This window comes from Gordonia sp. ABSL11-1 (assembly GCF_030315685.1).
GTDB lineage: Bacteria > Actinomycetota > Actinomycetes > Mycobacteriales > Mycobacteriaceae > Gordonia.
On record NZ_JASXSI010000005.1, the window covers coordinates 92,444 to 105,604 of the forward strand.

The 13,161-nt window shown below is 67.4% G+C and carries 15 protein-coding genes; 8 read left to right on the forward strand and 7 right to left on the reverse strand.

Annotated features, from left to right (window positions below):
* Positions 1-136: 136 nt before the first annotated feature.
* Together QSJ19_RS07535 and QSJ19_RS07540 are read right to left on the reverse strand one after the other, a co-directional pair.
* Positions 137-1,693 carry a DHA2 family efflux MFS transporter permease subunit gene (locus tag QSJ19_RS07535; RefSeq protein ID WP_286319450.1) on the reverse strand — a complete coding sequence of 519 codons (1,557 nt, stop codon included), beginning with the start codon at positions 1,691-1,693 and terminating at the stop codon, positions 137-139.
* Complete coding sequence (locus QSJ19_RS07540) at positions 1,690-2,259, reverse strand: MarR family winged helix-turn-helix transcriptional regulator (protein WP_286319664.1); 570 nt, start codon at positions 2,257-2,259, stop codon at positions 1,690-1,692. Before QSJ19_RS07540 ends, QSJ19_RS07535 begins: the two co-directional genes overlap by 4 nt.
* A 153-nt stretch (positions 2,260-2,412) precedes the next feature.
* On the opposite strand from QSJ19_RS07540, the gene QSJ19_RS07545 reads away from it, so the two are divergent.
* The 5 genes from QSJ19_RS07545 (at position 2,413) to QSJ19_RS07565 (ending at position 5,941) form a co-directional block, all read left to right on the forward strand.
* Positions 2,413-2,895 (forward strand): glutathione peroxidase, encoded by a 483-nt coding sequence (locus QSJ19_RS07545; protein ID WP_286319451.1) that lies wholly within the window; start codon positions 2,413-2,415, stop codon positions 2,893-2,895.
* A 152-nt stretch (positions 2,896-3,047) separates the two neighbouring features.
* Positions 3,048-3,287: a phosphoribosylformylglycinamidine synthase subunit PurS gene (purS, locus tag QSJ19_RS07550; RefSeq protein WP_286319452.1), complete on the forward strand. Its 240-nt coding sequence runs from the start codon at positions 3,048-3,050 to the stop codon at positions 3,285-3,287.
* 11 nt (positions 3,288-3,298) lie between these two features.
* Positions 3,299-3,979, forward strand: coding sequence for a phosphoribosylformylglycinamidine synthase subunit PurQ (purQ, locus tag QSJ19_RS07555; RefSeq protein ID WP_286319453.1), 681 nt, complete (start codon positions 3,299-3,301; stop codon positions 3,977-3,979).
* The gene (locus QSJ19_RS07560) at positions 3,979-4,650 is read left to right on the forward strand and encodes a hypothetical protein (RefSeq protein WP_286319454.1); all 672 of its coding nucleotides are present in this window, start codon (positions 3,979-3,981) and stop codon (positions 4,648-4,650) included. The genes purQ and QSJ19_RS07560 overlap by 1 nt, the downstream gene beginning before the upstream one ends.
* A gap of 28 nt (positions 4,651-4,678) precedes the next feature.
* Positions 4,679-5,941, forward strand: coding sequence for a M18 family aminopeptidase (locus QSJ19_RS07565; RefSeq protein ID WP_286319455.1), 1,263 nt, complete (start codon positions 4,679-4,681; stop codon positions 5,939-5,941).
* Between the two features lie 81 nt (positions 5,942-6,022).
* Here the strand turns inward: QSJ19_RS07565 and QSJ19_RS07570 are convergent, their stop codons facing one another.
* Together QSJ19_RS07570 and QSJ19_RS07575 are read right to left on the reverse strand one after the other, a co-directional pair.
* Positions 6,023-7,336, reverse strand: coding sequence for a hypothetical protein (locus QSJ19_RS07570; protein ID WP_286319456.1), 1,314 nt, complete (start codon positions 7,334-7,336; stop codon positions 6,023-6,025).
* A gap of 5 nt (positions 7,337-7,341) precedes the next feature.
* Positions 7,342-8,292: an AraC family transcriptional regulator gene (locus tag QSJ19_RS07575; protein ID WP_286319458.1), complete on the reverse strand. Its 951-nt coding sequence runs from the start codon at positions 8,290-8,292 to the stop codon at positions 7,342-7,344.
* A 91-nt stretch (positions 8,293-8,383) separates the two neighbouring features.
* On the opposite strand from QSJ19_RS07575, the gene QSJ19_RS07580 reads away from it, so the two are divergent.
* Both QSJ19_RS07580 and QSJ19_RS07585 read left to right on the forward strand, forming a co-directional pair.
* Complete coding sequence (locus tag QSJ19_RS07580; protein WP_286319459.1) at positions 8,384-9,271, forward strand: Rossmann-fold NAD(P)-binding domain-containing protein; 888 nt, start codon at positions 8,384-8,386, stop codon at positions 9,269-9,271.
* Positions 9,271-9,750: an anthrone oxygenase family protein gene (locus QSJ19_RS07585; RefSeq protein ID WP_286319460.1), complete on the forward strand. Its 480-nt coding sequence runs from the start codon at positions 9,271-9,273 to the stop codon at positions 9,748-9,750. Before QSJ19_RS07580 ends, QSJ19_RS07585 begins: the two co-directional genes overlap by 1 nt.
* A 90-nt stretch (positions 9,751-9,840) precedes the next feature.
* On the opposite strand, the gene QSJ19_RS07590 is transcribed toward QSJ19_RS07585, so the two are convergent.
* The gene (locus tag QSJ19_RS07590; RefSeq protein WP_286319461.1) at positions 9,841-10,707 is read right to left on the reverse strand and encodes an SDR family oxidoreductase; all 867 of its coding nucleotides are present in this window, start codon (positions 10,705-10,707) and stop codon (positions 9,841-9,843) included.
* A 124-nt stretch (positions 10,708-10,831) separates the two neighbouring features.
* Between QSJ19_RS07590 and QSJ19_RS07595 the strand changes: the two genes are divergently transcribed.
* Positions 10,832-11,281, forward strand: coding sequence for a winged helix-turn-helix transcriptional regulator (locus QSJ19_RS07595; protein ID WP_286319462.1), 450 nt, complete (start codon positions 10,832-10,834; stop codon positions 11,279-11,281).
* Here the strand turns inward: QSJ19_RS07595 and QSJ19_RS07600 are convergent.
* A complete protein-coding gene (locus QSJ19_RS07600) occupies positions 11,269-12,612 on the reverse strand; it encodes a VOC family protein (protein WP_286319463.1) in 1,344 nt (447 codons plus the stop codon). The genes QSJ19_RS07595 and QSJ19_RS07600 overlap by 13 nt on opposite strands.
* Positions 12,609-13,160 carry an RNA polymerase sigma factor gene (locus QSJ19_RS07605; protein WP_286319464.1) on the reverse strand — a complete coding sequence of 184 codons (552 nt, stop codon included), beginning with the start codon at positions 13,158-13,160 and terminating at the stop codon, positions 12,609-12,611. Before QSJ19_RS07605 ends, QSJ19_RS07600 begins: the two co-directional genes overlap by 4 nt.
* Position 13,161 lies beyond the last annotated feature (1 nt).

A 13,161-nucleotide genomic window follows, 5' to 3' on the forward strand; every position in this document is an offset into this window, starting at 1 on the left:
TCGCAATAGTCCGCGCCGGGCGCGGACTATCGCCATGAATCGAAGGGCTCCACTGAACGCAGGTCACCCGGAGACGACGACAGCACCCCGATCCGCAGATCCGGGTGCTGTCGTCGTCGAGTAGTCCTCGGGTGTGTCAGTGCATGATCGCCGGGGCTGGGCGGTCCATGTCCTCTTCGACCAGCGACGATGCGATCTTCTTGCGGGGCAGGAAGAACGCCGGGATCAGGGTGAGCGCGATGAGCACCACCGAGACCATGAACGTCGATCCGAAGATGTCGGCGGCGGAGTCGAAAAACGACGCCGGGACCGGGACGTCCCGCAACTCGGGTGGCAGCGCGTCCGGGTTGGTGTTCGACGTGATCGCGACACCTGCCTGCAGGTTGCCCGCCAGGTTGCTGGCCAGCACCACGGAGATGACCGCGGTGCCGATCGACGACGCGGTCTGCTGCACCACGTTCATCAGGGTCGAACCGTCGGGCACCTGCGAGTTGTTGAGCGTGGCGAGCGCGGCCGACATGATCGGCATCATCGTCATGCCCATACCGAGACCTTGGACGAACAGCGCACCGCCGAGAAGCCAGTAGGAGGTTTCGGCACCGAGGAAGACGAACACTCCCATGCCGACGAGGATCAGCACGATGCCGCCGAGTACGAACTTGCCGGGGCCCATCTTGTCGGTCATCCGGCCGGCGATTGGCATCGTGATCATGGCGCCCAGGCCCTGCGGGGCCAGCAGGAGGCCGGCGGCGAGTGTCGTCTCACCGCGGACACCGATGAAGTACTGCGGGAATAGTAGTGCGGCACCGAAGAATGCGATCATGAACAGCGTCATGGTGATCACCGCGACGGCGAGGGTGCGATTACGGAACAGGCGCAGATCCAGCAACGGCTTGTCGGAGTGGAAGGCGTGCCAGATGAACGCCGCGATGAGGACCGCGCCGATGATCGCGGGGATCAGCACACTGCCGGTCATGAAGGTGCGATGCTCGGCGCTCGATGAGATGCCGAACAGGAACAATGCGAGACCCGGTGAGAGCAGCAGCAATCCGACGATATCGATCCTGGGCTTCGACGTCGCCTCATCGTTGCGCAGAACGAACCAGGAGTAGATGAACGCAACGATCCCGATCGGGACGTTGATCAGGAAGACCCAGTGCCAGCTCGCCTTCTCGATGAGCAGGCCGCCGAGTATCGGGCCGCCGATCGGGCCGAGCAGCATCGGGATTCCCAGCACTGCCATGACCGAACCGACCCGTTCCGGGCCGGCTGCCTTGGTGAGGATCATCATGCCGATGGGCATGAGCAGTCCGCCGCCGAGACCCTGGATCACGCGGAACGCGACCAGCGAACCGATGTTCCACGCAAGCGCGCACAGGATGGAGCCGAGGGTGAACAGGACCAGCGAGGTCAGGTAGACCTTCTTGGTGCCGAATCGTGAAGCGGCCCAGCTGGACAGCGGGATGACCGCGGCAAGGGCAAGGGTGTAACCGGTGGCGGTCCAGGCAGCGCCGGCCGCGTCGGTGCTGAACTCTTGCTGGAAGGTGTTCTGCGCGACGGCGACGACGGTGACATCGAGGATGGACATGATCGCGCCGAGCACGACGACGCCGGCCACCATCAGCACATGCCGATCGAGCTTGGTGTCCGGTGGCCCCGCGTGCGCGTGGGCCGGTGTTGACGAGGAGGTCATGAGCCGACTTTCTGTTTCTGAGAGGAACTCGGTGACGGTGTGGTGGTCGCGGTGACGGTCTGTTCTGATCCGGCGATGCCGGAGAAGTAGTCGACGTCGTTGTCGACAATGGGATCGAGTGCGCGACACAGGTTCGTGCGCAGAGAGTCGGGAAGACCCGCCACGAAACCGCGGATGATGTCCTGCTTGAAGCTCAGCTGCGAGTCGACGATCTGTGTCCCCTCGGCGGTGAGGGAGACCCGCTTGACCCGGCGGTCGGCGGTGTCCTCGCGCCGATCCACGAGGCCGATACCGACGAGCTTGTCGACGATACGTCCTGCGGCGGCGAGGGAGAGGTTCACCTGCTGGGCGATCTCGTTCACGGACATGCACTCGGCGCCGTCGCCATGTGCACCGAGCGCGAACAGGACTCGCAACTGCGAGAACGTCAGGTCCGTGGCGGCCATCGAATCCATGGTCTGGGACTTGCCCACGCAGGCGAGCCGGTCCAGGAAGCCCATCAACGACTCGTAGGCGCGTTCGATCGACGCACCTGCGCTGCAGGTCGACGCGCCGGTGGGCAACATGGATGGAGACACTCGACAAAGCTAACGCAGACGCAACTATTTCGTACACGCAATCAATGGTGAGTTCGGACATACCGTGTCACCTGCAGTGACCCAGGTCATAGCTCAGGTGAACGCGGGCTCCCCTGGATTCGCTGCGCTAGCGTCGATGGCATGAGCAATGTCAAGGACATCCCTGTGAAAGCACTCGACGGCAGCGCACTCGATCTCTCTGGTTTCACCGGTCCGCTCCTGGTGGTCAACGTCGCCAGCAGATGCGGGCTGACCCCGCAGTACACCGGACTCGAGGAGATCGCCACGACCTATGTCGACCGCGGGCTGACTGTTGTCGGAATGCCGTGCAACCAGTTCATGGGTCAGGAGCCGGGGACCGCCGAGGAGATCGCGACCTTCTGCTCGACCAGCTACGGCGTGACCTTCCCGCTGCTCGAGAAGGCCGACGTCAAGGGTGATGAGCAACATCCGCTGTACGCCGAGCTGACCAAGGCCGCCGATGCCGACGGTGAGGCAGGTGATGTGCAATGGAACTTCGAGAAGTTCCTCGTCGGTGCCGACGGCACCGTGGTCAACCGCTTCCGGCCGCGTACCGAGCCGAACGATCCGGCGGTCATCTCCGCGATCGAGGCCGCTCTCTGACCCTTCGAGACGCTTCGCTCCTCAGGAATCGGCTGGGATCACCAGCTGGTCCCTGAGGGGGCCCGCAAGGAACGAGCGCGCGTCACGAGGGGCCCCCACCACCCGGTAAGGTGTTCGCTGAACACGGACCAGCGAGAACGGAGCAGCAGCCCATGGCGCGAGTGGTGGTCGACGTGATGCCGAAGGCCGAGATCCTCGACCCTCAGGGCCAGGCGATCGTCGGGGCGCTGGGACGCCTCGGCTTCGCCGGTGTCGCCGACGTCCGGCAGGGCAAGCGTTTCGAGCTCGAGGTCGACGACTCCGTCGACGATGTCACGCTCGAGCGGATCGCCGAAGAACTCCTCACCAACACGGTGATCGAGAACTTCAACGTCTCCCGCGTCGCGGACTAGGGCGGTCGATCATGAGTGCTCGTATCGGGGTGATCACGTTCCCGGGAACCCTCGACGACGTCGATGCGGTGCGCGCCGCGCGGATCGCGGGCGCCGAACCGGTGGAGCTGTGGCACGGCGACGCCGATCTGAAGAAGGTCGACGCGGTGGTCGTGCCCGGCGGCTTCTCCTACGGTGACTACCTGCGGGCCGGGGCGATCGCGCGATTCGCGCCGGTGATGGGATCGGTCCTCGAGGCGGCGGCCAAGGGCATGCCGGTCCTGGGGATCTGCAACGGTTTTCAGGTGCTGTGTGAGGCCGGCCTGCTGCCGGGGGCGTTGACCCGCAACGAAGGTCTGCATTTCCTCTGCCGCGACCAGTGGCTGAAGGTCGAGTCGAACACGACGGCGTGGACCAGTCGGTTCGAGTTGGGCGCCGAGATCCTCATCCCGCTCAAGTCAGGGGAAGGGCGGTACGTCGCCCCGGAACGCAAACTCGAGGAACTCGAGGGCGAGGGCCAGATCGTGTTCACCTATGCGGGCGGCAATCCCAACGGTTCCGCGCTCGACATCGCCGGCATCTCCAGTGCCGACGGCCGAATAGTCGGGCTCATGCCGCATCCCGAGCATGCGACCGAGCCGCTCACCGGCCCGAGCGACGACGGTCTCGGACTCTTCTACTCCGTCATCGACTCCGTGCTGGCCGCTGCCTGATGGTCTCGCTGATCATGGCGGCCATCGGTGCCGCCATGCTCTGCCTCTGCGTCCTCTCGCTTCGACTCATGCCCAGGGTCGGCTGGAGCGCCGCCGCAGTGGCGGTGATCCTCGCCGGCCTCGCCTACGACAACATCGCCGTCGCGATCGGCCGCTTCGTCGGCTACGGCGACGCCCTACTGGCGATCAACATGCCGCGGTTCTGGATTCACGCCGTCTTCACCCCGCTGTTGATCATCGTCACCGGTGTGTTGGTCGGGCGGCTGGGCGCGGAGCAGGCGCGGACCCGCAACGTCGCGATCGGCGGCTGGGTGCTGGTCGCCATGTTGATCACCATCGGTGTCGTCGACGAGGGGGTGCGCGCCCGCCTGGTCCCTGAAGATGCCGGTGACGCACTGCGATACGTGAACGACGCCGTTTCGGGCCCGCCGTTGCCCGCCATCATCACCGTGCTCGCGGTGCTCGTGCTCGGCGTGGTGGCCTGGCGCTATGCGGGATTCCCGTGGCTCTTCGTCGGAGCATTGGTGATGTTGGTGGCCGCCGCAGCGGGCTCGTCGGTCCTCTGGGTCGGGAACCTCGGCGAGTTGGTGCTGATGAGTTCCGTTGTCGTGACCATGGCCGCGGTCGCTGGGGCGCACATTTCCGCGGCGCGTCCGGTCCGGCAGACTTGAACCGAGATCCCCCACTGAGAGGGTGGCAATGATCGAGACCAGCGCGACCGCCGAAGAACTCGGCACCTTCATCGACGCATCGCCGTCGCCGTTCCACGTGTGCGCGACCGTGGCCGGGCACCTCGAGTCCGCCGGGTACACGCGGCTGTATGAGAACCACGAGTGGGCGTCGGCGACGGGGCGCACCTACGTGATCCGCGGCGGGTCGATCATCGCGTGGGATGCCGGTGACGGCAACGCGTTCCGGATCGTCGGCGGCCACACCGACAGCCCGAACCTGCGGCTCAAGCAGCACCCGGACCGTACCTCGGCCGGCATCGGCATGGTCGCACTCGAACCGTACGGGGGTGCGTGGCTCAACTCATGGCTGGACCGCGACCTCGGCCTTTCCGGACGCCTTGCCCATCGGATGGGCGCCGGCGTCGAGCATGTGCTCGTCCACGTCACCGAACCGGTGATCCGGGTGCCACAGTTGGCCATTCACCTCTCCGAGGACCGCAAGGGGGTCAGCCTCGACCCGCAACGGCACGTCGACGGCCTGTGGTCGGTGCGCGATTCGGGCCCCGGAGTTCTCGAGTGGGTTGCCTCGTATGCGGGGATCGTTCCCGACGCACTGCTGGGCTGGGAACTGATGACCCACGACGTCGCCCCGAGTCGGCTCATCGGTGCCGACGACGACCTGCTCAGCGCGCCACGGCTGGACAATCAGGGAACCTGCTACGCGGGCCTGCGTGCGCTTCTCGACGGCGCACCGTCGGTCGACACGCGGGTGCTCGCCCTGTTCGACCACGAGGAGGTGGGCAGCGGCTCGGAACGTGGCGCCGCCTCTGATTTCCTGTCCACGGTGATCGAGCGGATCGTGCTGGCGCGCGGCGGTTCTCGTGCCGACTTCCTGCAGGCCATGGCGGCGAGTGTGTGTCTGTCCGGTGACATGGCGCATGCCACCCACCCCAACTATCCGGACCGGCACGAGCCGTCACACCGCATCACGATCAACGGCGGGCCGGTGCTCAAGGTCAACCAGAACCTGCGGTACGCCTCGGATGCGATCGGCGAGGCGGTGTTCGCGGTCGCCTGCGACACCGCGGGGGTTCCCATGCAGCGCTACACACATCGCGCGGACCTACCGTGCGGATCGACCATCGGACCGATCACGGCGGCCCGGACCGGGCTGTCGACGATCGACGTCGGCGCACCGCAGCTTGCGATGCACAGTGCCCGAGAACTGATGGGCGCCGACGACATCCCGATGTATTCGGCTGCGCTGCAGGCGTTCTTGGGTGGCGGGTAGATCTCGATCCCGGGGATGTGCTGCTCCCGGACGCAGCGCTCGGTTCTCGCGCGGCTCCTCAGGGATCGGATGGTGCACGCCTCAGTTCGGCCGCAGCACCGTGATCGACGTGCCCTCGTGGACGACGATGTACCCGTCGACCGCCTCGGTCGAACCGATGACCGACCGTGTCCACGCAATGCGACCCGCGGCGGCGTCGATCCCGGTGATCTGATTGGTGTCGGCGAACACCAGTGTCGACTCCGACGATCCGACGCACTGCAGCTGATCGATGTTCGAATCGGGGGCATCGAGCGCGGGCGGCCCCATCGCGCCGACCCGGGTGCCGTCGGCGAGGGTGTAGAAGATCCGCGATCGGTCCTTGAGCGCGAGGGCGACCATGTCACCGCAGGGTTTGGTGTTGGACTTGGACAGCTCCGGATCGGTGATCTGCCACAGCGCACCCTGTCGGGCCGGGTCACGGATCTCGTAGCGCCCCTGCGTCACCTGGACCTGGCTGTCCCCGGTACCGGTCAGAACCGGGAGGACCGAGGCGCCGTCGAGGACCCGCAATCCCGCGGACACCGAGACCGGTGATGTGCCCGGCACCCCGTCGTCGACGGCGTGGGTGGCGACGCGCTCTTTGCCGAACTCATTGTACTGCACGGTGATACCGGTCGGGTACGAGGCGATGGTGCACTGGCTGCAGGAGAGCAGATCCGCGCCGGTGGCCGGGTCGAGCACGAACCGGGTCCCGTCGGCTGTCGAGACGGTCAGCACCCCGTCGTCGCGGGCGGACGCCGTGGCGGCGGTCGCGAACGTGCGGGACCACACCTCCCGTCCCATCGGGTTGCGCAGCGTGACGCGGTAGCCCGCCTGATCGATGCGGAGGAAATCGGAACCCACGCCGACTACCTGTTTCGTGTCGTCCAGATCGGACGCCGACGACGGGGTTCCCTCACCGTCGATGAGGTAGAAGCCGTCGGGAACGCCACCGACCTTGATCGCGCACCCGACCTGTCCCTCGTCGTCGAGTCCGCAACCACCCAAGCCCGCCACGACCGGCTTGTCCCACAACGGTGTTCCGCTCTCCTCGTTCACCAGGAGGAAGGCCCGTCCGAGACCCGACGGGTAGCTCAACAGCCAGCGGTCCTGCCATGTGTCGACCACGTCGACACCCGCGTCGGCGCGATAGCCGGGGAGGGTGTCGCTGGACTGGGTCCAGGCGACGTCGGGTTCGTCGGCGTAGCCGCGCAGCTGCCCGTTCGCGTGTTCGGTCGACGTCCCCTCAGGGGTGCCGGTGGCGAGCACGATCCCGATCGCGGCGATCATCGCCGCGATGAGCACCATCGTGACGGTGCCGATGCCGAATGGAAGGCGCTGCACGACGCGGGCGAGCGAGGAACGGGCGGACATGGCCATCAGTGAATCACGCGGGCGGCCCGTGCACGGTATGCGGCCGGACTGACGCCCCGGCTGCGTTTGAACGCGGCACTGAAGGCGAATGCGCTGCCGTAGCCGACCTCGTGTGCGATCGATCCGAGAGAGCGACCACCGTCGGCCAGGAGGTCGGCGCCCGTCGACAACCGCCAGGTGGTCAGGTAGGTCATCGGGGGCTCTCCGACGAGGTCGGTGAAACGCCGCGCCAACACCGCCCGCGACACGCCCGTCGCCGCAGCCAGGGACGCGACGGTCCACGGTTCCGCGATGTCGTTGTGCATCAGCCGAAGTACCTGTCCCACGACGGGATCGGAGTGAGCGCGATACCACTGGGAGGCCCGTACCGCACCGGACTCCATGGACTGCCGCAGCCCGGTGATGAGCAAGAGATCGAGCAGGCGGTTCAGCACGGCTTCCTGTGCGGGGGAGTCGCGCACGATCTCGTCCTCCATCAGGCCGACGAGCGGGTGATCGCTCAGGTGTACGAGGGTGATCCGGTCGAGCGCATCGAGCAACCGCCCGCTGACCTCGCCGCTCGAGTAGGTGCCGATCAGCATGATCGCCGCAGCGTCCCGGTCGTCGGCGCAGTTGCCCCACGAGCGCACACCGAAGCACATGTCGTCGGCCACGCTGTGAATCCCGGTGGGGTCGAAGCAGTCCCCGTTGGCGTCGATCCGCGCCACCGGGTCGGTTCCGGGCTGATCGCCGATGGTGTACGGGTGCGTGCCGCGGATGAGTGCGACATCACCGGAGGCGACCCGGTGGCGGGTGCCGTCGTCGTAGGTCACGGTCGACGAGCCGCGCGTGACGGCGACGACGGTGAGCGGTGCGGTGTCCTCGATACGGACCGACCAGGGCGACCGCATCACCATCCGCAACATCATCGGGGTCTGCGCGCGGGGACCGTTGAGAAGGCTTCCGAGAGCGTCCACTCCGTGACCCTACCGTCGAGCGAGACGATCACGTATGGAATCGAGTTGATCAACCATGGATCGTCTCGTCATCTCACGGTGGACTGAGGTCATGACACACACTATCCCCACCACCCCCACCGAGAGCCTCACCGCAGCGGGCCCTGTCCTCGTCGTCGGCGCGACCGGCAAGACCGGCTCGAGGGTCGCGAGACTCCTCGAAAGCCGCGGCCACGACATCCGCCGGGCCAGCCGGTCGAGTGACACCGTCGTCGACTGGACGGACCGATCGACCTGGGCCCCGGCCCTCGTCGGCGCCGGACCCGTCTACCTCACCTATCAGCCCGACCTCATCGTGCCCGGGGCGACCGACGACATCGCCGAGTTCGTCCGTCTCACCGACGACGCCGGCATCCCGCGACTGGTTCTGCTGGCCGGGCGCGGCGAGTCCGAGGCCGACGCGGCCGCGCGTCTCGTACACGCGGCACGAGCGGAGTCGACCGTGTTGTCGTGCGCGTGGTTCGATCAGAACTTCACCGAGGGTGGATTCGCGCCGGAGGTCACCGCAGGCTCCTTGACCCTGCCCGTCGGAGATGTCGGCGAACCCTTCATCGACGCCGACGACATCGCCGAGGTCGCAGTCGCGGCACTGCTCGACGTCACGTCCGACGGCGACAACCCGCACGCCGGCCGCACGTACGATCTCACCGGACCTCGCCTGCTCACGTTCGCCGAGGCCGCGGACGCCTTCGGGCGGGCCCGCGGTGCGGCCGTCGCCTTCACCGAGGTGTCGCCCGCGGACTATCGGGACCTGTTGCGGCAGTTCGACGTACCCGCGGCGGAGATCGAACTGTTGCTTGAGCTCTTCGGGACGCTGTTCGACGGTCGCAACGCGCACGTCTCCGATGACGTGCAGCGGGTACTCGGCCGGGCGCCGCACGACATCGCCGACGTCGCAGCGGCCGGGGCTTGTGCTGTCGCGCCGGAACCGGTGTCGTGATGAGTCAGCTCCGTGACACCGTCCTGGTCTTGGCGATCACCACGATGGGGCTGACCGCAGGCCTGTTCGCGGCGTTCGCCTACTCGGTGATGCCCGGACTGCAGCGCGCAGGCGCGCCGACGGCAGTCGCCTCGATGCAGCGCATCAACGTGGCGATCATCAACCCCGTGTTCGCGTTGGTCTTCGCCGGCGCCATCGTCTTCGGTGCCGTCGGGGTGGCGCTGTGGTGGGGTGACCCGATGCGGTGGTGGCTCGTCGCGGCCACGGTCCTGGCGGTTCTCGCGGTGCTCATCACGATGGGAATCAATATGCCGCTGAACAACCGGCTGGATGCGGCCGGAACGGTGTCGGCGGCCGATGCCCCGGCGGTCTGGGCGGAGTTCGTCCGACCGTGGGTGCAGTGGAACATCGTGCGCGCCGTCGTATCCACTGCGGGATTCGTGGTCGTGGCCATCGGCTTGCTGCAGACCCGCGCCTGACCTTGTTCGACACAGGTTGCCGTGTGGTCCGGAATCCGGACCACACGGCAACCCCGCGTGCGGCCATGTCTTCGCTCGGTGTGAACCGACTCAGGGTGTGGCGACGATCCCGTGCCGCACCACATCCCGGAACCCGGTTGCGGGCCGACCGAGGAGATCGACGAGGTCGGTCGAGTCGGAGTCGAGGGCGCCGACCGCGACACCTGCATCGGAGTTCGCCAGGACGTCGGCGAACGGAGCGGGGACTCCGGCGCCGACGAGGGCGGCGGCGTAGTCGGACTCGGGCAGATCCTCGTACCGCACCGGCGTGCCGCTGACCTCGGTGAAGGTGGCCGCGATATCTGCGTAGGAGAGATGCTGCGGGCCCGCCAGTTCGAAGACCTGGCCGGCGTCGGCGGAGATCAATGCGGCAGCCGCCGCCTCGGCGTAGTCCGCCCGCGACGCCGGCGCGATCTCCCCCTCGCCCGCGCTTCCGTAGAACACGCCGCTCTCGATCGCAGCCGGCGCCGATGCGAGGTAGTTCTCGGAATACCAACCGTTGCGCAGCAGCACGACGGGAAGTCCGCTGTCAGCCAACAGTTTCTCGGTCGCGAGATGCTCGCCTGCCAGCTGCAGCGGTGATGTGTCCGCCCGCAGGATGCTGGTGTAGGCGACCAGGCCGACGCCGGCCGAGACGGCTGCGTCGATCACATTCGTGTGCTGCGGCAGGCGTTGGCCGACCTCGGAGCCCGAGACGAACAACAGACGGTCGACACCGGCGAACGCGGCCTCGAGCGCATCGCGGTCGGCGTAGTCGGCCACGCGTACCGCGACGCCGGCGTCGGTGAGCTCGCTCGCCTTGTCGATGTCGCGTACCACCGCGACGATGTCGGCGGGTGCGACCGAGCGCCCGATGAGGGCACGGACGGCGTCGCCGCCGAGTCCGCCGGTGGCTCCGGTCACTGCATACACGGTCATGGGTCTCTCCTCTGCGTCGTTGTCACCGGATGAGCGGTGCTTCCCGGCCATGGTGCACTTACTATTCGTATGGTGCAACCGTGACGGTAACCACATGCACAGGAGTTTGCGTATGATGGGCGGCATGTCCGCAGCGCAGCCCGCACCGGAGCCGGGGTCAGACGAGGTCGATCAGGCCTTCGTCGCGGACGTCTTCGCCCGCGACTGCGCCTCACGCGACATCCTGCAGAACGTGACGAGCCGCTGGGGTCTCCTGGCGCTCGTCGCACTGGGTGAGAGCGACATGCGGTTCAATGCGCTACGCCGCCGGGTCGATGGCGTGAGCGAGCGGATGCTGTCGGTGACCCTCCAGGCCCTCGAGCGGGACGGTTTCGTGAATCGCTCCGTCCTGCAAGCAATCCCGCCCCGCGTGGAGTACTCACTCACCGACCTGGGGGCCGAGGTCGCCGCCCGACTCACCGGACTGATCGAGTTCGTCGAGGACCACGTCTCCGATGTCGCGGAATCCCGTGCGAGCCATGATGTCTCCGACTCCGACGGCTCGCCCCGGGCCCACCGCACTCAGAAGAGCTGACCCAGGTAGAACTCGGTGCCCTGGTCGTCGGCGCAGTGCGCCATCATCCCGTAGGCCTGCGTGTCCGGTTCGGTGATGACACGACCGCCGGCGGACCGCAACCGTGCGAGGGCGGAGTCCATGTCGTCGACGTTCCACATCGGGACGGCCGCCGACCGCTCGGCGCCGCCGGCGATGCCGATCTGGGGCCGCACATCGTCGACCTCCCACCCGTCGTCGATCCGCCCGCCGTGGAACGTCCACCCCAGCGCGGCACCGTAGAACGCGCGGAATCGAGCGCTGTCGGCCGTGTGCACCGTCAGATAGGACATCTCGCCCACTCCGCGGGGATGCTGATCCGGACGCCGTTCGTCGGAGGCGGGGACGTGGACGGAGAACGCCACACCCTGATCGTCGACCGCGTCGACCACGCGCGTGCCGTCCCGGGACACCTCGCCGACGTCACCCGCGCTCCCTCCCGCCGCGACGATCGCGGCGCGCGCGGTCTCGAAGTCGTCGACGGCGTAGACACAGTAGAGAGTGTTCGATCCGTAGTCGCCGGCCTGCGAAATACCCAGGCGGTGACCGAGATTGGTGACCTGTCGGGTGGACGGATCGTACTCCCAGCCGAGCACCGAGCCGTAGAACCGCACGGCGCGGTCGACGTCGGGCGTCTGCAGCGACATGTAGACGATGTCGCCGACGTGGATGCGGCCGGTCAGCGGCGCACCGGCCTTCGACGGCCCGGTCAGCATCCACCGATGCCCGAATGGATCGATGATGGTGCCGGTCCGCGTGCCATAGCCCTCATACGGTTCACGGGTGACCGAGGCGCCCGCGTTCCGGGCTGCGGCGACGGCCGCGTCGGTGTCGTCGACGGGGAGCATGAGGCTGACCGAGACGTGCCCGGGCTGTGGTCCGCGCAGGCCCATGTCCTCGAACTGATCGGCCACGTAGATGACACCGCCGCCGATCTCGAGTTCGGCATGACCGATGCGGCCGTCGTCCATGACGATCGGTTCACCCCGCAGGGTCGCGCCGAGATGGGCGACATACCAGTCGACGGCGGCGCGTGCCCCGTCGATGGTGAGGTAGGGCAACGCGCCCGGTCGTTCGACCGTGGGGGTGTCGGTGGTGTCGATCGTGCTGCTGATGTCGGTGGTGCTGATGTCGGTACTCATGACTACTCCTGTGGGCAGGGTCGCGCCGCGCTCGAGTCGGTCCCGCAACCTGTGCGCGAACTCGGCGTCGGGGGCGATCGGATCGGTCCAGCCTGGGGTGTCGGCGGCCCGCAGGGCGACGAACGGATCGGCCGGTGCGGCGCCGCGTTCGGTGCTGTTGTGCTCGCTCATGCGTGACCCCCTCTCCTCGAACCGCTGTGTCCGGAACGGGTGTCGGTGTCCGGATAGGCCGCGCGAAAGGATCGCTTGGCCCGCGTGAGCAGCGCCTCGGTGGCCCCGACGGTGCGGTCGAGGGCGGCCGCACACTGGCCGACGGGCAGATCGTCGACGTAGCGAAGGGTCAGGACCGCCCGATGCGTCGGCGACAGCTGCGCCAGCGTGTGATGGGCGACCATCCGATCGAGGTGGACGTCCCACTCGTCGTCGGCCGATTCGGGTACCTCCTCGACCGGCTCCGGGGTGCGCTGCATCGTCCGCCAGTGGTCGGCGAGCTTGTGGCGTGCCACCCCGATCAACCAGGGCGTCGTCGGTCGTGCCTCACCATCGCGGCGTACGGTGTCCATCGCGGCCAGGAAGGTCTCGGAGGTGAGATCCTCGGCGACCCGCCGATCCGAACACCGACGCAGCAGATACCCGTACACCGCAGGCAGTGCAACGTCGTACACGGCCAGCAGCGCGGGCGCACCGCCTCCGGGCGGATCCTGTTGTTCACCGCTCACA